The organism is Pseudarthrobacter sp. ATCC 49987 (assembly GCF_009928425.1).
Classification (GTDB): domain Bacteria; phylum Actinomycetota; class Actinomycetes; order Actinomycetales; family Micrococcaceae; genus Arthrobacter.
The window spans coordinates 1,581,957-1,600,162 of sequence record NZ_JAABNS010000001.1; the positions used below are offsets into that span (position 1 = coordinate 1,581,957).

The following is an 18,206-nucleotide window of genomic DNA, read 5'->3' on the forward strand; positions in this document are numbered from 1 at the left end:
ACGACCCGTGAACGAAGCTGCTGTGCCCGGCGACTACCCCCTCGGCGTGAAGCTCGGGGTGGACGTCGGGACCGTCCGGGTCGGCGTGGCGGTCTGTGACCGCGACGGCATCCTGGCCACCCCGTTGCGCACCCTGGAGCGGAACGCGAAGAAGAACACGGACGTGCGGATCCTCGCGGCCCTGGCCATGGAACTCGGTGTGGTGGAGATCTTTGTCGGCCTGCCGCGGACGATGAAAGGCGAGGAACATGCCTCGGCGCGGATGGCCACGGACTACGCAAAGCTACTCGCGGGTAAACTGGGAGAGTGCGGTTCCGGGGTGCCGGTTCGGCTGGTCGATGAGCGTCTGAGCACGGTGTCGGCCCACCGGCACCTGCACGAAGCTGGCATGAGCAGCCGGAATCACCGTAAGGTAGTTGATCAGGTTGCGGCCGCAGGTATCCTGCAGCATGCGATCGATATGCAAAAGGCCAGGGGGACGGAGGTCGGAAGCCGCGTATACGCGGAGTCCGCGCCGGGGCCAACCGGGGATGGCGCACAGGCCGGCCCGGCACTAGACGAGCATTCTGCACCACGCATTCTGCCCAAAATGGAAGGCTACAGTGAGCCCGGTCAACAGTGACGACTCCTCCGGCGGCGCCGGCCGACCGCTGACGCGCAAGGAGCTCAGGGCCCAGGAGAAGGTCCAGGCGACCCAGGGCCACGATGTTATCCCGGCTCAGGCTTTCGAGACCGGCGAGGACACCCCGGCCGCTGCGCCCCGCGCCCGGTCTGATTCCGCCCCCGAAACTGATGCCGCCGTCTTGGCGGAACCCGTCACGGCAGCCGACGCGCCGGAGCTGCCCGCGGCAGCCCCCACCGTGCACGAGGAGCCCGTGCACTACCAACCCGTCCACGAGTACGCGGGCGGTGTTGCCCACGCGGACGCCGTCGGCCACGAAGCAGACGTTCCGCCCGGCTACGAACTCCACCCTGACGCTGAGCCCCACGACGGCCACTCCGACGACGACCACTACGTGTACGACGGCGCGGACGGACACGCTGCCGACTACCACGCTGCCGACGACAACCCTGCCGATTACCAGCACGAGGAAGACGGCCGCGTGGTGCTGGCCGGTGGTGCCGCCATCCGTACGACCAAGGGCCCGTCCAAAAAGGTCCGCCGCCGGCGCCGCTTCCTTGCGCTGTTGCTGACGCTGACCGTCTTCGTCGTGGCAGTCGCCGTCGGCGCGCAGTTCCTGAAGCCCCTGCTGGGCGGGGACACGGTGGCCGACTACCCCGGTCCCGGAACCGGCGAGGTCGTCATCACGGTGCCGCCGGGCTCCGGGCCGAAGTCCGTAGCCACCCAGCTCCAGGAAAAGAAGGTCGTGGCGAACGCCGACACTTTCCTGAAGGAATTCGTGGCCTCCGGCGGGGCGTTGGCTCCCGGCGACTTCACCATGCGCACTGAAATGAAGAACTCCGACGCCGTGGCCATCCTGCTGAACAAGGACAAGGGCAAGGTCATGTACTTCGCCCTCAGCGCCGGGCTGCGAATCGGCGAATCGCTCCAGGCCATCTCTGAGGGCAGCGGTGTGCCCGTCGCCGAACTCAAGGCGCTCAATGAATCGCCGGCCCAGTTCGGTGTGCCGGCCAAGGCCAAGAACCTCGAAGGCTTCCTCGCTCCCGGCGAGTACCGGTTCCCGCTCGGCACCCCGGCGAAGGACGTGCTGCGGAAGCTCGTGAACACCACCCTGGACGAGCTCAAGTCCCAGGGAGTGACGGATCCGGCCAAGCAGTACGACGTCGTCACCGTCGCCAGCATCGTCCAGGCCGAGGGCGGCCAGGCGGAATACGGCGATGTGGCCGGTGCGATCTACAACCGCCTCAAGCCCAACAACACTGAGACGAACGGGCTGATCCAGTCCGACGCCACGGTGACCTATGGGCTCGGCATCAAGAGCTTCCACATCGACGAGATCCAGAAAACCGACAAGTCCAACCCGTACAACACCTACGCGAACCAGGGCCTGCCGGTAGGGCCGATCGGTTCGCCGGGCAAGACGGCGATCGACGCGGCGGCCAAGCCCAAGGCCAACGAATACCTCTACTGGGTGACGATCAACCTGGACACCAAGGAAACCTTGTTCTCCAAGACGCTGGCGGAGCACAACACCTATGTGGCCAAGTACAACGCCTGGTGTGAGGCCAACCCCGGACGCTGCGTATGACGACCAGGGCCGCCGTGCTCGGGCACCCGATCGGCCATTCGAAGTCTCCGGCGTTGCACCGGGCTGCCTACGCCCACCTTGGCGTGGAGCTGGACTACGCTGCGGTCGACGTGACCGAAGACGAGCTGCCGGACTTTATGGCCCGTGTCCGGGAGGACCTGCGGCAGGGGGAGAGCTGGCGCGGGTTGTCGGTGACCATGCCGCTGAAGTCCGCCATGGTCCGCGAAGTCGATGAGGTCCGCGGCGTGGCCCGCGAGCTCGGCGTCGTGAACACGGTCGCGTTCGAACGCCCGGGAGCCGGCGCCGGCCCCACCCGCCTGGTCGGCTACAACACCGACGTCGCCGGAATCGTCAACGCGCTCCGCCACGCGGGCGCCGCATCCGCGCCCACCGCCGTCGTCCTCGGCGGGGGCGGCACCTCGGCCGCTGCCATCGCCGCACTGAAGGACCTGGGTGCGCCGGCCGCCGACATTTTCGTCCGCGATGTCACACGCGCCGCCCAGGCGCGGGCGGCTGCTGACGCTATAGGCCTTCCCGTCCGGGTCCTCCCCCTGGGCGGAGCGGCTGCCGCCGTCGGACGGGCCGACGTCGTGATCTCCACGCTGCCGCCCCGGGCCGCCGATCCATTGGCCTGGGAGCTTGCGCAATTCTTTGCGCAGCGCGCAGGGGAGCCGTCCCGCGACGCCCCGGTTGCCCGGCCCGGCGTGCTGCTGGACGTTGCTTATGATCCCTGGCCCAGCCGGATCGCCGCCGCCTGGCAGGACGCCGGCGGCACCGTGGTCCCCGGACTCGAGATGCTCATCTACCAGGCCGTGGAACAGGTCCGGCATTTCACGGGCCTGGGCGACGCCGTGCCGGCCGAAGTCATAGATGTGATGTGTGACGCAGTCGGGGCGCCCCGACGGGTGTTCTAACCGCCTTACATGGCAGGATGGATTTTATGTTGCGTTGGTTGACTGCCGGAGAATCCCATGGGCCGGCCCTGGTCGGAATTATTGAAGGCGTGCCCGCCGGTGTGGAACTCACCAGCGCCCAGATCGCCGATTCGCTGGCGCGCCGCCGGCTCGGCTACGGCCGCGGCGCGCGGATGAAGTTTGAGCAGGACGTCGTCACGATCCTCGGCGGAGTCCGCCACGGCATCACCCAGGGCGGCCCCGTCGCCATCCAGGTCGGCAACACCGAGTGGCCCAAGTGGGAGCAGATCATGTCTGCCGACCCCGTGGACCCGGAAATCCTCGCCGACCAGGCCCGCAACGCCCCGCTGACCCGTCCCCGGCCCGGCCACGCGGACTTCACGGGCATGCAGAAATACGGCTTTGACGAGGCGCGTCCCGTGCTGGAGCGCGCCAGCGCCCGTGAAACGGCAACCCGCGTGGCCCTCGGCACCGTCGCCTCCGCATTCCTCAAGCAGCTCGGCATCGAACTGGTCTCCCACACGGTGTCGATCGCCAGCACCGCGGTCCCGGAAGGCCGGCCGCTGCCGGTACCGGCCAACGTCCTGGCCCTCGACGCCGACCCGCTGCGCTGCTTCGACCGCGAAACCTCCGACGCCATGGTGGCCGAGGTCGACATCGCGCACAAAGAAGGCGAAACCCTGGGCGGCGTGGTCGAGGTCCTCGCCTACGGACTCCCGCCGGGACTCGGCAGCTACGTCCACTGGGACCGCCGCCTCGATTCACGGCTCGCGGCTGCCCTCATGGGCATCCAGGCCATCAAGGGCGTTGAGGTCGGCGACGGCTTCCTCACCGCGTCCCGCCGCGGCTCGGCCGCCCACGACGAGATCGTCAAGGACGCCGACGGCAAGATCGTCCGCACCTCCAACCGCGCCGGCGGCATCGAAGGCGGCATGAGCATCGGCGACGTGCTGCGCGTCCGCGCTGCGATGAAGCCGATCGCCACGGTTCCCCGCGCCCTCAGGACCGTTGACGTCAGCACCGGCGAAGCCGCCAAGGCCCACCACCAGCGCTCCGACGTCTGTGCGGTCCCCGCGGCCGGCGTCGTCGCCGAGGCCATGGTGGCCCTCGTCCTGGCCGAGGCAGTAACGGAAAAGTTCGGCGGCGATTCCGTGAAGGAAACCGCCCGCAACATCAAGGGTTATCTGGACAACATTCCGGCGTCCCTGGACTCGATCGGCCAGTAGTGCCGGCCGAAATGCCGGCAGTGCCGGCCAGGACGTCTGCCCGGCCCATCGCGCTGATCGGGCCGATGGCGGTCGGAAAATCAGCCATCGGACACCAGCTTGCCCAGCAGCTGGGAGCGCCGTTCGTGGACACCGACGTCGTGGTGGTGGCAAACCACGGTTCCATCGCGGAGATCTTCGCCAGCCGCGGTGAGCACGCCTTCCGTGAGCTCGAGGCCAGGGCCGCCGCGCGCGCCATCGAAGACGCGTACGGCAGCAATACGGTCATTTCCCTGGGCGGCGGCGCCGTGCTGGACTCCGGCACCCAGCAGCTGCTGGGGCACTGCACGGTGGTCTACCTCGAGTGCGACGCGGACACCGTGGCGGAACGGATCAGCAGGAATTCCGGCCGGCCGCTGCTGGCCGGAGACGCCATGGAACGATGGAAGACGCTGTTCGCCACCCGGCGGCCGGTCTACGAACGGCTGGCCGACCTGGTCATCGATGTGCGGAACGGATCCGTGCCGGAGATCGCGCAACGGCTTGAAGATGCGCTGCGCACGTACGCCGCGGCGCTAACCGCTGCCGTACCCGCGACAGCGGCGACAAAGGAAGTTGAAAAGTGATCACCGAATCAACCGTCATCAAGGTTACCGGGCAGACGCCCGGTGAGAACTACGACGTCGTGGTGGGCCGCGGCCTGCTGGCCAGCCTGCCCGGGCTGCTGGGCGAGCGGGTCAAACGCGTCCTCGTCATCCACCCCCGGGCGCTGCGCCTCACCGGCGACACCGTCAGGGAAGAACTCGCCTCCGCAGGCTTCACGGCGCTGACCGCCGAGATCCCCGACGCCGAGGAAGGCAAGCACATTGAGGTGGCCTCCTTCTGCTGGCAGGTGCTGGGGCAGAATGACTTCACCCGCTCGGACGCTGTCGTCGCCGTCGGCGGTGGGGCCGTGACCGACCTGGCCGGCTTCGTGGCCGCCACCTGGCTGCGCGGTGTCAAGGTCATCCACATGCCCACGAGCCTGCTCGGCATGGTGGACGCCGCCGTCGGCGGCAAAACCGGGATCAACACCGCCGAAGGCAAAAACCTCGTCGGCGCCTTCCACCCGCCTGCCGGTGTCCTCGCGGACCTCGACACCCTGGACACGTTGCCGAAGAACGAGATGATCTCCGGCATGGCAGAGGTCATCAAGTGCGGCTTCATCGCCGACCCCGCCATTCTCGACCTGATCGAAAAGGACCCGGCCGCCGTCGCCGATCCCCGTTCGGATGCCGTCCGGGAACTCATCGAACGCGCCATTTCGGTGAAGGCCCGGGTGGTTTCCGAGGACCTCAAGGAAACCGGCCAGCGCGAAATCCTCAACTACGGCCACACCCTGGGCCACGCGATCGAACTCGCCGAGCGCTACTCCTGGCGCCACGGCGCCGCCGTCTCCGTCGGCATGATGTTCGCCGCGGAACTTGCCCGCAGCGTCGGCCGCCTCAGCGACGCCGACGCCGACCGGCACCGCACCATCCTGGAAAGCCTCGGGCTGCCCATCACGTACCGGCGCGACCGCTGGCAGGCCCTGCTCGACGGCATGCGGCGGGACAAGAAGTCCCGCGGGGACCTGTTGCGCTTCGTGGTGCTCGACGGCGTGGCACGCCCCGGGATCCTCGACGTCCCGGACACCTCGCTGCTGTTCGCCGCATACCAGGAGATTGCCTCCTGATGCCTTTCGTCCCAGGCGGCACCAGTGACTGGCCCGATGCAGGGTTTCCGGGGATCAAAATCAACCCGGACAGCCTGGTGCCGCAAATCGTCAACGGGGACGCCGTCGCCGAAGCGCTGGCAGCCTCGACCGACCCGGGTGACCTGATCTTCGTGCGCCTCGTCGAAGGGCACCCTGCTGAAGCCGCCGAACTGCTCGCCGAAGCCCGGTACAAGGATCCCTCCTCGCTGCGCCTGCGGATCTTCGAAGCCGACGTCCTGCGGGTCTCCAACCGGCTTGACCGGGCCGTTGAACTGTTCCGCCAACTGCTGGCGGAGACGCGGGGAACGCCGGACGAGGCGCGCATCCGCCAGCACCTCGGACGGTGCTATTTCGCCAGCGGCAACATTGCGGCCGCCGTCGAATGCTTCGCCGAAGCCCTCGACCTGCGCGTCGCCGGGTCGGCCGACGCGGCCCTGATCTACGCCTCCACGGTGGCGCTGCAGCGGGCGCGGAATGTGCTGGATCTCGACTCACCCGCATAACCGGTAGAATGGTTCTTGGATTTTTGATAAATACGCGCTGGCGGGCCGGATCGGCATGCCGGCCTGGCATAAGCGGCTGGCGGCTAGAACCAGTCAACAAAGAAACCTGAGGATACTGTGGCAACCACTAACGACATCAAGAACGGAACCGTCCTTAAGCTTGAAGGCCAGCTCTGGAACATCATTGAGTTCCAGCACGTCAAGCCCGGCAAGGGTGGCGCGTTTGTGCGCACCAAGATGCGCAACGTGATGTCCGGCAAGGTCGTCGACAAGACCTTCAACGCCGGACTCAAGATCGAGACGGCCACGGTTGACCGCCGCGACTACCAGTACCTGTACCAGGACGGCGCCGACTTCGTGTTCATGGACACGACCGACTTCGACCAGCTCACCGTTCCGGGTGCAACGGTCGGTGACGCCACCAACTTCATGCTCGAGAACCAGATGGTCAACATTGCCATTCACGAAGGCAACCCGCTCTACATCGAGTTGCCCCCGAGCGTCGTGCTCGAGATCACCTACACGGAGCCGGGACTGCAGGGCGACCGCTCCTCGGCGGGCACCAAGCCTGCCACCCTCGAAACGGGCTACGAGATCCAGGTGCCGCTGTTCGTGGAGAACAACACCAAGGTCAAGGTCGACACCCGTGACGGCAGCTACCTCGGCCGGGTCAACGACTAGTGAGTGCACGCGGTAAGGCCCGTAACCGGGCCCTGGATGTTCTCTTCGAGGCGGAACAGCGTTCCGTGTCGGCGTTTGATGTACTGAAGTCCCGCCGGGAGCAGACGGACCAGATCGTCAATCCGTACACCCTTGAAATCGTCGAAGGTGTGGTCTCCCACCAGGCCGCCATCGACGAATTCCTGGAAACCTACTCGCAGGGCTGGACCCTGGAGCGGATGCCCTCGGTGGACCGCATCATCCTGCGGATCGGCACCTGGGAGCTGCTCTACAACGACGACGTGCCCGATGGTGTCGCCGTCAGCGAGGCCGTGGCACTGGCCAAGACCCTCTCCACGGACGAGTCGCCGTCGTTCATCAACGGCCTGCTGGGCCGCCTGCAGCAGCTGAAGCCCTCGCTGCTCGCCTGACCCGCCACGCTCCACAAAGAACCCCGCCCGGGTCACCCTGGGCGGGGTTCTTGCGTCCCCTGGCTTGCCCTGTTGCGCTCAGCCGACGACGGCGGCCCGGAGGGCACTGATCCCGGCGAGCTGGGTCCGCTCGTCGAGCTGGTGCGCGGGCACGTCCCGGCCGCTGAGGATCCGCTGCCGGGTGAAGGCGAGCTGGGTGGCGGCACGGAGCAGTGCCTTCATCTGCGGGCCCCGGCCGACGGAGTTCGCCCAGCGCAGGGCAGAGCGCCGGCCGGCGCTGGTGGCCAGCATGTCCACCTCGGCCGCGGTGAACCAGCCCGCGGCCGCGTATTCCTTGAGCCGCTGGCGGGTGAGCCTCCGCTCCGCGACCCGCAGCAGCACAATCACCAGGACCGCGAGCAGGAAGATGGGGACCTGGACCAGCAGGTACTGGCCCAGGAAGTTCCGGCCCATGCTGTTCCAGCCGCTGTGCAGCAGCATCGCGGGAACGAGGCCGACGGCGAACGCGAGCACGGACAGGCCGTTATGCCAGCGGCGTGCGGCAAAGCCCATGATCAGCCCGGTGGTGCCCGTGAAAATGGCGTGGGCGAACGGTGACATGACCCCGCGCAGGAAGAAGACCATCGCGAGGTCCGTTCCGGGGTCGGAAGATTCGGCGATCGCGCGGCCAAAGTAGAGGATGTTCTCGGTGAACGCGAAGCCGGCCGCGATCGTGAAGGCGAACACCACACCGTCTACCGGGCCGTCGAAGTGTTTCCGGGCGAAGAGCAGGAGCAACAGCAAACCCAGGGACTTGGCGAATTCCTCCACGACCGGCGCCTGGACCGTCACGGCGAACGTTGTGTAGTCCAGCCCGGAGGCAGGCCCCGCGACGAGCGAGAAGTAGGGCTGGATCAGCATCGTCACCGCAATCGAGACGATTGCTCCCCAGAAAAAGGCGAACAGCAGCAGCGGCTTCGGTTCAGGCTCCCAGCGGTCGATGAAGCGCACCGTCAGCAGCACGGTCGCCAGCGGAACCAGCGAGGCGACGAAACCGATGACAAAGCCGGAGATTCCGGTGCTGCCCAGCAGGAACGGCAGGACCTGGAACAGGCTGATGAACGCGAGGAATCCGCCGGCCACCACGAGCCCGACAACCCCGGCGGAGCGTCGCCCCGTCCGGACCGGCGGAAGGACGGGCGGGGAGACCGGCTCGAACCGGACCTGGCCGTTGGCCGGAGGCCGCTGGTAGTACTCCGGCTGGACGTGCCCCAGCCAGGTCGGGTTCGCCTGCTGGGGAAGCGGCCGCTGGCTGCCGGGGGAGTAGCCCGGGTGGTCAGGACCGGGCCGTGGCTCGTTCGTCGTCATGGACTCGAGCCTATGTGCGTGTGAGGTTAAACGCATGCCGGCGGCGCCGGGCCGAGGGCGCCGCTGTGGTAATTTGGGAGCGCAAACAATCCTTTTTTAATTCCGTCCCGTGAGGCGGGGAAAGGGGAGACGAGCGTTGACTTCTGTTCCAGAAGCACCGGTTCCGGCCAAGGTTGTACTCACCCGAGTAGTACTGAACCAGGCGGATATCGACCGTGCACTCACTCGTATCGCCCATGAGATCCTCGAATCCAACAAGGGCTCCCAGGACCTGGTCCTGCTGGGCATCCCGCGGCGGGGCTACCCGCTCGCCGTCCGGCTCGCCGCCAAGATTGCCGCCGCCGATCCCACCGTGGACCCCGCCGCGATCGTGGGCCAGCTGGATGTGACCATGTTCCGCGACGACCTCTCCCACCAGGCCATGCGGCCGCCGTACCCCACCCAGCTTCCCCGCACCGGCATCGACAACAAGGTGGTGGTACTGATCGACGATGTCCTGTATTCCGGCCGGACCATCCGGGCCGCCCTCGACGCGATCATCGACCTCGGCCGTCCGCGGATCGTCCGCCTCGCCGTGCTGATCGACCGCGGCCACCGGGAACTGCCCATCCGCGCCGACCACGTCGGCAAGAACCTCCCCACTTCCTCTGCGGAGAAAGTCCGGGTCCGGCTCGCGGAAACCGATGCAGTCGACGGCGTGCCCGTCAACGAAGTGGTCATCGAGGCCACCGCATGAGGCACCTGCTCTCCACCGAAGACCTGAGCCGGTCCAACGCCATCCGCATCCTCGACACCGCCGAGGAAATGGCGGCCGTGGGCGAGCGGGAGGTCAAAAAGCTTCCCACCCTGCGCGGCCGGACGGTCGTCAACCTGTTCTTCGAGGACTCCACGCGCACCCGGATCTCCTTCGAAGCCGCCGCCAAACGGCTCTCCGCCGACGTCATCAACTTCGCCGCGAAGGGTTCCTCCGTCTCCAAGGGCGAGTCCCTCAAGGACACGGCCCAGACGCTGTCCGCGATGGGGGCCGACGCCGTCGTCATCCGGCACTGGGCCTCCGGCGCCCCGCACCGGCTCGCCGCTACGGACTGGATCGACGCCGCCGTCATCAACGCCGGTGACGGCACCCACGAACACCCCACCCAGGCGCTGCTGGACGCCTTCACCATGCGCCGGCACTGGTCGAGGCTGGCCGGCACCCCGTCCGCCGGCGCGGACCTCAAAGGCATGCGGGTCGCGATCGCCGGGGACGTCCTGCACTCCCGGGTGGCGCGCTCCAACGTCTGGCTGCTGCGTACCCTCGGCGCCGAGGTCACCCTGGTCGCCCCGCCGACGCTGCTGCCGATCGGCGTCGAAAAATGGCCCTGCAGCGTCAGCTACGACCTCGACGAAACCCTTGCCCGGGGCGTCGACGCGATGATGATGCTGCGCGTCCAGGGCGAACGGATGAACGCCTCCTTCTTCCCGACCACCCGCGAATACTCGCGCCGCTGGGGCTTCGACGACAACCGGCTCCGCGCCCTGGACAGCCTGGGCCTGAAGGACACGATCATCATGCACCCCGGTCCGATGAACCGCGGCCTGGAGATCTCCTCCGCCGCGGCCGACTCACCCCGGTCCACGGTGCTGGCGCAGGTCCGCAACGGCGTGTCCATCCGGATGGCGGTCCTCTACCTGCTCCTCTCCGGGGACACCCGCGAACCGGCGGGCCACACCGGCAACGCCCCTTTCCCCCCGGCAGAGAACACCTCCGCCCACGCCCCCAAGGAGAGCCACTAATGGCATCACAGCACCAGGACGCAGCCACCGGCGCCTACCTGATCCGCGGCGCAGCCATCCTCGGCGGAGCGCCCGAAGACCTCCTGATCCGCGACGGGGTCATCGCCGAACGCGGCCGGAACCTTTCAGCCGACGGCGCGACCGTCATTGAGGCCGCCGGACTCGTGGCGCTGCCCGGCATGGTGGACATCCACACCCACCTGCGCGAACCCGGCCGCGAAGACGCCGAAACGGTTGAAACAGGCACCCGCGCCGCGGCCTTGGGCGGCTACACGGCCGTGCACGCGATGGCCAACAGCACGCCGGTGGCGGACACCGCCGGGGTCGTCGAACAGGTCCTCACCCTGGGGCGCACCGCCGGCTGGGTGGACGTCCGCCCGGTGGGTGCCGTCACGGTCGGCCTCGCGGGGGAGCAGCTCGCCGAACTCGGCGCGATGGCAGACTCCCGCGCGCACGTCCGGGTCTTCTCCGATGACGGCATCTGCGTGCACGACCCCGTGCTGATGCGCCGGGCGCTGGAATACGTCAAGGCGTTCGACGGCGTCGTGGCCCAGCACGCGCAGGAGCCCCGGCTCACCGCCGGTGCGCAGATGAACGAAGGCGAGGTCTCCGCTGTCCTCGGCCTCACCGGCTGGCCCGCCGTCGCCGAGGAAAGCATCATCGCCCGCGACGTGCTGCTGGCCCAGCACGTCGGCTCCCGGCTGCACGTCTGCCATGTTTCCACCGCAGGGTCCGTGGAGATCATCCGCTGGGCCAAGTCCCGCGGCGTCAACGTCACGGCCGAGGTCACCCCGCACCACCTCTGGCTCACGGACGAGCTCGCCCGCAGCTACGACCCCGTCTACAAGGTCAACCCGCCGCTGCGCACCGACGCCGACGTCCAGGCCCTGCGCGCGGCACTGGCCGACGGCACGATCGACGTCGTCGGCACCGACCACGCGCCGCACCCCAGCGAGCACAAGGAATGTGAGTGGGCGCAGGCCGCCATGGGCATGACCGGGCTGGAAACCGCGCTGTCAGTGGTGCAGCACACCATGATCGAAACCGGGTTGATGGGCTGGGCCGACTTTGCCCGGGTCACCTCCACTGCGCCGGCCGCAATCGGCCGGCTCGAGGACCAGGGCCGGCCGCTCAACGCCGGCGAACCCGCCAACGTCACACTCGTGGACCCGGCTGCGCGCTGGACCGTCGACCCTTCTAAGATGGCAACCATGGGCCGTAACTCTCCGTTTGCCGGCCGGGAACTTCCCGGCAAGGTAGTGGCGACGTTCTTCAAGGGCCACCCCACCGTCCTCGACGGCAAGCTCAACACACCGTACCGCTGGCTCCCGGAGCAGGCTGACCTGCCCGGGACCGCAGTGGCAGGCCGCAACTGATGGTCAAGGAACTTTCGCTGCTCTTCACACTGGTCCTGATTGGCCTGGCCCTTGTCCTGATCTGGTTCGGCTGGCGGAACCGCCTGCGCCGCCAGGCCGACGTCGACCCGCTGCCGGAGATCCCCACGGAACTGGGCGCGGCGCTGGCCGTCGCGGACGGCCAGTACGTCGCCACCACCACCGCCCGTGACTGGCTGGACCGCATCGCCGTCCACAACTTAGGGTTGCGCACCAACGCCGAACTCAGCGTCCACCCGGAAGGCGTGCTGTTCGACCGCTCCGGCGCCGGCCCGGTCTTCATCCCGGCCGCCAGCCTCACCGGGGTGCGGCAGGAAAGCGGCATGGCCGGAAAGTTCGTCGAAAAGGACGGGCTGCTGGTGCTCAGCTGGATGCTGGGCACCCGCGAACTGGATTCCGGTTTCCGCACCCGGCACGCCGCCGACAAAACCATCCTCCTCACCGCCCTGCAAGATTTGATCCCCGCGGCCCCCCAGGCCAATGCCGATAGTGGAAAGTAACGACGTGACGGAATCCAACGAAGTGATTGAAGAAGCAGTGACATCAAACGACACTGCACCCGCTGCAGCAGCATCCACCCCCGCCGTCCTCGTCCTCGAGGACGGCCGGATCTTCCGCGGCACCAGCTACGGCGCCACCGGAACCGCCCTCGGTGAGGCCGTCTTCGCGACCGGCATGACCGGCTACCAGGAGACCATCACGGACCCCTCCTACGCCCGCCAGCTGGTCGTCCAGACCGCCCCGCACATCGGCAACACCGGTGTGAACAAGGACGACGCCGAGTCCCGGCGGATCTGGGTGGCCGGCTACATCGTCCGCGGCGCCGCCCGGCGCCCCTCCAACTGGCGCTCCGAACGGTCGCTGGACGATGAGCTTCTCGAGCAGGGCATCGTGGGCATCCAGGGCGTGGACACCCGCGCCATCACCCGCCACCTGCGCGAGCACAAGACCATGCGCGCCGGGATCTTCTCCGGCGACGCCGCCCGCGCAACCGACAAGGAACTCGTGGACACCGTCCTGGCGAGTGCCCCGATGGAAGGCTCACGCCTGGCCGAGGAAGTCAGCGTCGACGAGGCCTACACCGTGGAGCCCAAGGACTGGGGCTGGGACGGCGAACCGCGGTTCAGTATCGCCGCGATCGACCTCGGCATCAAGCGGATGACCCCCATCCGCTTCGCCGAGCGCGGCGTCCGGGTGCACGTGCTGCCGGCCACCGCCACCCTGGCGGATGTCCAGGCGGTCAACCCCGACGGCTTCTTTATGTCCAACGGCCCGGGCGACCCCGCCACCGCCGACAACCAGGTCAAGCTGCTCCGCTCGGTGCTTGACGAAAAGATCCCGTACTTCGGGATCTGCTTCGGCAACCAGATCCTGGGCCGCGCCCTGGGCTTCGGCACCTACAAGCTGCGCTACGGCCACCGCGGCATCAACCAGCCCGTGATGGACCGGCGCACCGGCAAGGTGGAAATCACCTCGCAGAACCACGGCTTCGCCGTCGACGCCCCGCTCGACGGCGCCACCCAGGCCCCCGAGGAACGCTTCGGCCGCGTCGAGGTCAGCCATGTGAGCCTAAACGACGACGTCGTGGAAGGCCTGTCCTGCCTCGACATCCCCGCGTTCTCGGTGCAGTACCACCCCGAAGCCGCCGCCGGCCCGCACGACGCCGCCTACCTCTTCGACCGCTTCATCCAGCTGATGGCGGACACTAAAACTTCCACCGAATCCAAGACTGAGGACAAGAAGTAATGCCCAAGAGAACTGACCTTAAGAGCGTCCTGGTCATCGGTTCCGGCCCGATCGTGATCGGCCAGGCGGCCGAATTCGACTACTCCGGCACCCAGGCACTGCGCGTCCTCAAGGAGGAAGGCCTCCGCGTCATCCTCGTCAACTCCAACCCGGCCACCATCATGACCGACCCCGAGTTTGCCGACGCCACGTACATCGAGCCGATCACCCCCGAGGTGGTCGAGAAGATCATCGCCAAGGAACGCCCGGACGCGATCCTGCCGACCCTGGGCGGCCAGACCGCGCTCAACACCGCCATCGCGCTGGACAAGAACGGCGTGCTGGAGAAGTACAACGTGGAGCTGATCGGCGCCAACATCGCCGCGATCGAGCTCGGCGAGGACCGCGAAAAGTTCAAGGGCGTGGTGGAACGCTGCGGCGCCGAGTCGGCCCGCAGCCACATCATCCACACCATCGGCGAGGCCCTCACCGCGGCCGAGGACCTCGGCTACCCGATGGTGGTCCGGCCCTCCTTCACCATGGGCGGCCTCGGCTCCGGCCTCGCCTACGACGAGAACGACCTCCGCCGGATCGTCGGCCAGGGGCTGCAGTACAGCCCCACGTCCGAGGTGCTGCTCGAAGAGAGCATCCTGGGCTGGAAGGAATACGAGCTCGAGATGATGCGCGACAAGAACGACAACGTCGTGGTCGTCTGCTCCATAGAGAACTTCGACCCGGTCGGCGTGCACACCGGCGATTCGATCACCGTCGCCCCGGCCCTGACCCTGACGGACCGCGAATACCAGCGCCTGCGCGACATCTCCATCGCCGTCATCCGCGAAGTCGGCGTCGACACCGGCGGCTGCAACATCCAGTTCGCCGTCGAGCCCGACACGGGCCGCGTCGTCGTGATCGAGATGAACCCGCGCGTCTCCCGATCCTCCGCCCTCGCCTCCAAGGCCACCGGCTTCGCGATCGCCAAGATCGCCACCAAGCTCTCGCTGGGCTACACCCTCGACGAGATCCCCAACGACATCACACAGAAGACGCCGGCGTCCTTCGAGCCGACCCTGGACTACGTCGTGGTGAAGGTTCCGCGTTTCGCCTTCGAGAAGTTCCCGGCCGCGGACCCCACGCTGACCACCACCATGAAGTCGGTGGGCGAGGCCATGGCCATGGGCCGCAACTTCACCGAGGCCCTGCAGAAGGCGCTGCGGTCTCTCGAGCAGAAGGGCTCCCAGCTGGACTTCAGCCACGTCCCGGAATGGGAAGTCCCGGAGCTGATCGAGAAGTCCAAGCGGCCCACCACCGAACGCCTGCACCAGGTCCAGCGTGCCCTCCTCGGCGGGGCCACCGTGGAGCAGCTCTTCGAAGCCACCAAGATCGACCCCTGGTACCTGGACCAGCTCCAGCTGCTGAATGAGATCTCGGTTGAAATCCGCCAAGCCGCCGCCCTCACCCCGGACATGCTGAAGCGGGCCAAGCGCCACGGCTTCTCCGACGAGCAGATCGGCGCCCTGACGCACAACTCCGAGGACGTCGTCCGCGGCGTCCGGCAGGCCCTCGGCATCCGCCCGGTCTACAAGACCGTGGACACCTGCGCCGCGGAGTTCGCCGCGTACACCCCCTACCACTACTCCTCCTATGACGAGGAAGACGAGGTGGCGCTGCACGCCAAGCCGTCCATCATCATCCTCGGTTCCGGGCCCAACCGGATCGGCCAGGGCATCGAGTTCGACTACTCCTGCGTCCACGCCTCCATGGCACTGCGCAAGGCCGGCTACGAGACCGTGATGGTCAACTGCAACCCCGAGACCGTCTCCACCGACTACGACGTCTCCACCCGGCTGTACTTCGAGCCGCTCACCCTGGAGGACGTCCTCGAGGTCATCGCGGCCGAGGAACGCACCGGCGGCGTCATGGGCGTCTTTGTCCAGCTTGGCGGCCAGACCCCGCTCAAGCTCGCCCAGCAGCTCGCCGACGCCGGCGTGCCGATCCTCGGCACCTCCCCGGAAGCGATCGACCTCGCCGAGCACCGCGGCGCGTTCTCCCGGGTGCTCGACAAGGCCGGGCTGATCTCGCCGAAGAACGGCACCGCCGTGTCCTTCGACGACGCCAAGAAGATCGCCGACGAGATCGGCTACCCGGTGCTGGTCCGCCCGTCCTACGTCCTCGGCGGCCGCGGCATGGAGATCGTCTACGACGAGCCCAACCTCTCCCGCTACATCGCCAACGCCACGGAGATCACCCCGGACCACCCGGTGCTGATCGACCGGTTCCTCGAGGACGCCGTCGAGATCGACGTCGACGCCCTCTACGACGGCACCGAGATGTACCTCGGCGGCATCATGGAGCACATCGAGGAGGCCGGCATCCACTCCGGCGACTCGGCGTGCGTGCTGCCGCCCATCACCCTGGGCAACAACGTGCTGGAACGCGTCCGGACCGCCACCCTGGCGATCGCCGAGGGCGTGGGCGTCCGCGGCCTGATTAACATCCAGTTCGCCCTCGCCTCCGACGTGCTCTACGTCCTGGAAGCCAACCCGCGGGCCTCCCGCACCGTCCCGTTCGTGTCCAAGGCGACCGGTGTCCAGATGGCTAAGGCCGCGGCCCTGATCGGCACCGGTGTCACCATCAACCAGCTCCGCACCGCCTACAAGATGCTGCCGGAAACCGGCGACGGCTCGACGCTGCCGCTGGACGCGCCGGTCTCGGTCAAGGAAGCCGTGCTGCCGTTCAGCCGCTTCCGCACCCCCGAGGGCAAGGTCGTGGACTCCCTGCTCGGGCCGGAAATGCGCTCCACCGGCGAGGTCATGGGCATCGACAAGCACTTCGACACCGCCTTCGCGAAGAGCCAGGCCGCCGCGAACAACGCGCTGCCCACGGAGGGTAAGATCTTCGTCTCCGTGGCCAACCGGGACAAGCGCTCGGTCATCATGGGTGTCAAGCGGCTCTCCGACCTCGGCTTCGAGATCGTCTCCACCGGCGGCACCGCCGATGTGCTCCGCCGCAACGGCATCCAGGCCACCCCGGTCCGGAAGGTCGCCGAGGGCTCCAGCGCCGAAGGCGAAGGCACTATCGCCGACCTCATCATCGCCGGCGAGATCGACATGGTCTTCAACACGCCCTCGGGCGGCGAAGCCCGCAGCGACGGCTACGAACTGCGCGCCGCAGCGACGTCGATCGGCATCCCGTGCATCACGACGGTGGCCGAGTTCAACGCCGCCGTCCAGGCCATCGAGGCGCTGCGCACCTACGAGTGGTCCGTCACGAGCCTGCAGGAGCACGCTGCAGGACTGGCGGCATCGCAGGCCGCGCAGGCCGCTTCGCTGATCGCGTCCCCGCAAAATGCCTGAGCCTGAGGCAGCAACAGCCGGCCGGGAGTCTTTCGGCTCCCGGCTGGGCCGGGCCATGGCGGACCGCGGTCCGCTGTGCGTGGGGATCGATCCGCACCCGGCGCTGCTGTCGGCCTGGGGGCTGAACGACGACGTCGCCGGGCTGGAGCGCTTCTCGCTCACCGTCCTGGCGGCGGTGGGCGGCCTCGCTGCCGCGGTCAAACCCCAGGTGGCGCTGTACGAGCGCCACGGTTCCGCCGGGATGGCCGTGCTGGAGCGCACCCTCGCCGCCGCGGCGGAGGCCTCCGTGCTGACCATCGCCGACGCCAAGCGCGGCGACATCGGTTCGACCATGGCCGCCTACGCCGACGCCTGGCTGCGGGACGGTTCCGCCCTGGCCGCGGACTCAGTCACGCTGAGCCCCTACCTGGGCTTCGAATCGCTCCGGCCGGCCCTGGACCTCGCAGCGCAGACCGGCCGCGGCGTCTTCGTCCTGGCCCTGACCTCCAACCCGGAGGGCGCCTCCGTCCAGCACGTCGGCGGCAAAGACTCCGTAGCCCGCCGGATCGTCCAGGCGGCCGCCGCGGAGAACCGCCGGTACGGCGTTGATCAAGACGGCGGGGAGCTGGGGTCAACCGGCCTCGTCGTGGGCGCGACCGTCGGCTCGGCGCTCACGGACCTCGACCTGGACCTCGCCGCGGTGCGCGGCCCGATCCTCGCCCCGGGCCTTGGTGCGCAGGGCGCCACGGCGGCGGATTTGCGCCGCACTTTCGGCAGCGCCTACGGCCAGGTCCTGGGCACGTCCAGCCGGGACATCCTCGGCGCCGGTCCGCGGAACCAGGACCTGCAGGACGCCGCCAACCGCACCCTCGAGGAGCTCCGCGGCGCCTGAGGGGAATTACTGGCTGTCCCGACGTCTGTGCCGCGGCTGCTCCATTGATTTCTGCCTCTCCCAGACGGTAGGTTCAGGG

Annotated in this window: 17 protein-coding genes; 16 read left to right on the forward strand and 1 reads right to left on the reverse strand. The window is 68.1% G+C overall.

Going from position 1 to position 18,206, the window contains the following annotated elements; genetic code table 11:
- Window positions 1–7: 7 nt before the first annotated feature.
- The 9 genes from ruvX (at window position 8) to nusB (ending at window position 7,658) form a co-directional block, all read left to right on the forward strand.
- Window positions 8–622 carry a Holliday junction resolvase RuvX gene (ruvX, locus tag GXK59_RS07590; RefSeq protein WP_160665670.1) on the forward strand — a complete coding sequence of 205 codons (615 nt, stop codon included), beginning with the start codon at window positions 8–10 and terminating at the stop codon, window positions 620–622.
- Window positions 603–2,210 (forward strand): endolytic transglycosylase MltG, encoded by a 1,608-nt coding sequence (gene mltG, locus GXK59_RS07595; protein WP_160665672.1) that lies wholly within the window; start codon window positions 603–605, stop codon window positions 2,208–2,210. Before ruvX ends, mltG begins: the two co-directional genes overlap by 20 nt.
- On the forward strand, window positions 2,207–3,124 hold the full coding sequence (locus GXK59_RS07600) for a shikimate dehydrogenase (protein ID WP_160665673.1): 918 nt from the start codon (window positions 2,207–2,209) through the stop codon (window positions 3,122–3,124). Before mltG ends, GXK59_RS07600 begins: the two co-directional genes overlap by 4 nt.
- 26 nt (window positions 3,125–3,150) lie before the next feature.
- A complete protein-coding gene (gene aroC / locus GXK59_RS07605; protein WP_160665674.1) occupies window positions 3,151–4,350 on the forward strand; it encodes a chorismate synthase in 1,200 nt (399 codons plus the stop codon).
- 11 nt (window positions 4,351–4,361) lie between these two features.
- A complete protein-coding gene (locus tag GXK59_RS07610; RefSeq protein ID WP_160665676.1) occupies window positions 4,362–4,955 on the forward strand; it encodes a shikimate kinase in 594 nt (197 codons plus the stop codon).
- Complete coding sequence (gene aroB, locus GXK59_RS07615; RefSeq protein WP_160665677.1) at window positions 4,952–6,043, forward strand: 3-dehydroquinate synthase; 1,092 nt, start codon at window positions 4,952–4,954, stop codon at window positions 6,041–6,043. The genes GXK59_RS07610 and aroB overlap by 4 nt, the downstream gene beginning before the upstream one ends.
- A complete protein-coding gene (locus tag GXK59_RS07620) occupies window positions 6,043–6,567 on the forward strand; it encodes a tetratricopeptide repeat protein (protein ID WP_160665679.1) in 525 nt (174 codons plus the stop codon). Before aroB ends, GXK59_RS07620 begins: the two co-directional genes overlap by 1 nt.
- Window positions 6,568–6,684: 117 nt before the next feature.
- Complete coding sequence (gene efp, locus GXK59_RS07625; RefSeq protein WP_056429593.1) at window positions 6,685–7,248, forward strand: elongation factor P; 564 nt, start codon at window positions 6,685–6,687, stop codon at window positions 7,246–7,248.
- Window positions 7,248–7,658, forward strand: coding sequence for a transcription antitermination factor NusB (gene nusB, locus GXK59_RS07630; RefSeq protein ID WP_024368581.1), 411 nt, complete (start codon window positions 7,248–7,250; stop codon window positions 7,656–7,658). The genes efp and nusB overlap by 1 nt, the downstream gene beginning before the upstream one ends.
- Before the next feature lie 78 nt (window positions 7,659–7,736).
- Here the strand turns inward: nusB and GXK59_RS07635 are convergent, their stop codons facing one another.
- A complete protein-coding gene (locus GXK59_RS07635) occupies window positions 7,737–9,005 on the reverse strand; it encodes a PrsW family intramembrane metalloprotease (protein ID WP_237393816.1) in 1,269 nt (422 codons plus the stop codon).
- Between the two features lie 136 nt (window positions 9,006–9,141).
- Here GXK59_RS07635 and pyrR point away from each other — a divergent pair, with 136 nt between their 5' ends.
- From pyrR to pyrF, 7 genes are read left to right on the forward strand one after another with little or no spacing between them, the layout of a single operon-like run.
- Complete coding sequence (gene pyrR, locus GXK59_RS07640) at window positions 9,142–9,741, forward strand: bifunctional pyr operon transcriptional regulator/uracil phosphoribosyltransferase PyrR (protein ID WP_160665682.1); 600 nt, start codon at window positions 9,142–9,144, stop codon at window positions 9,739–9,741.
- Complete coding sequence (locus GXK59_RS07645) at window positions 9,738–10,781, forward strand: aspartate carbamoyltransferase catalytic subunit (RefSeq protein ID WP_237393817.1); 1,044 nt, start codon at window positions 9,738–9,740, stop codon at window positions 10,779–10,781. Before pyrR ends, GXK59_RS07645 begins: the two co-directional genes overlap by 4 nt.
- Window positions 10,781–12,157 (forward strand): dihydroorotase, encoded by a 1,377-nt coding sequence (locus tag GXK59_RS07650; RefSeq protein ID WP_160665684.1) that lies wholly within the window; start codon window positions 10,781–10,783, stop codon window positions 12,155–12,157. Before GXK59_RS07645 ends, GXK59_RS07650 begins: the two co-directional genes overlap by 1 nt.
- The gene (locus GXK59_RS07655) at window positions 12,157–12,675 is read left to right on the forward strand and encodes a PH-like domain-containing protein (protein ID WP_160665686.1); all 519 of its coding nucleotides are present in this window, start codon (window positions 12,157–12,159) and stop codon (window positions 12,673–12,675) included. The genes GXK59_RS07650 and GXK59_RS07655 overlap by 1 nt, the downstream gene beginning before the upstream one ends.
- Window positions 12,656–13,921, forward strand: a complete 1,266-nt coding sequence (gene carA, locus GXK59_RS07660; protein ID WP_160665688.1) for a glutamine-hydrolyzing carbamoyl-phosphate synthase small subunit — start codon at window positions 12,656–12,658, stop codon at window positions 13,919–13,921. Before GXK59_RS07655 ends, carA begins: the two co-directional genes overlap by 20 nt.
- On the forward strand, window positions 13,921–17,256 hold the full coding sequence (gene carB, locus GXK59_RS07665) for a carbamoyl-phosphate synthase large subunit (RefSeq protein ID WP_160665689.1): 3,336 nt from the start codon (window positions 13,921–13,923) through the stop codon (window positions 17,254–17,256). The genes carA and carB overlap by 1 nt, the downstream gene beginning before the upstream one ends.
- On the forward strand, window positions 17,249–18,127 hold the full coding sequence (gene pyrF / locus GXK59_RS07670) for an orotidine-5'-phosphate decarboxylase (protein WP_160665691.1): 879 nt from the start codon (window positions 17,249–17,251) through the stop codon (window positions 18,125–18,127). Before carB ends, pyrF begins: the two co-directional genes overlap by 8 nt.
- Window positions 18,128–18,206 lie beyond the last annotated feature (79 nt).

What these genes read in the sequence shown, in the direction of transcription:
- GXK59_RS07600 (WP_160665673.1), top strand. Translation starts at nt 2,207, where the DNA reads ATGACGACCAGGGCCGCCGTGCTCGGGCACCCGATCGGCCATTCGAAG.
- aroC (WP_160665674.1), top strand. Translation starts at nt 3,151, where the DNA reads ATGTTGCGTTGGTTGACTGCCGGAGAATCCCATGGGCCGGCCCTGGTC.
- GXK59_RS07610 (WP_160665676.1), top strand. Translation starts at nt 4,362, where the DNA reads ATGCCGGCAGTGCCGGCCAGGACGTCTGCCCGGCCCATCGCGCTGATC.
- GXK59_RS07620 (WP_160665679.1), top strand. Translation starts at nt 6,043, where the DNA reads ATGCCTTTCGTCCCAGGCGGCACCAGTGACTGGCCCGATGCAGGGTTT.
- GXK59_RS07635 (WP_237393816.1), bottom strand. Translation starts at nt 9,005, where the DNA reads ATGACGACGAACGAGCCACGGCCCGGTCCTGACCACCCGGGCTACTCC.
- GXK59_RS07645 (WP_237393817.1), top strand. Translation starts at nt 9,738, where the DNA reads ATGAGGCACCTGCTCTCCACCGAAGACCTGAGCCGGTCCAACGCCATC.
- GXK59_RS07650 (WP_160665684.1), top strand. Translation starts at nt 10,781, where the DNA reads ATGGCATCACAGCACCAGGACGCAGCCACCGGCGCCTACCTGATCCGC.
- GXK59_RS07655 (WP_160665686.1), top strand. Translation starts at nt 12,157, where the DNA reads ATGGTCAAGGAACTTTCGCTGCTCTTCACACTGGTCCTGATTGGCCTG.
- carA (WP_160665688.1), top strand. Translation starts at nt 12,656, where the DNA reads ATGCCGATAGTGGAAAGTAACGACGTGACGGAATCCAACGAAGTGATT.
- carB (WP_160665689.1), top strand. Translation starts at nt 13,921, where the DNA reads ATGCCCAAGAGAACTGACCTTAAGAGCGTCCTGGTCATCGGTTCCGGC.
- pyrF (WP_160665691.1), top strand. Translation starts at nt 17,249, where the DNA reads ATGCCTGAGCCTGAGGCAGCAACAGCCGGCCGGGAGTCTTTCGGCTCC.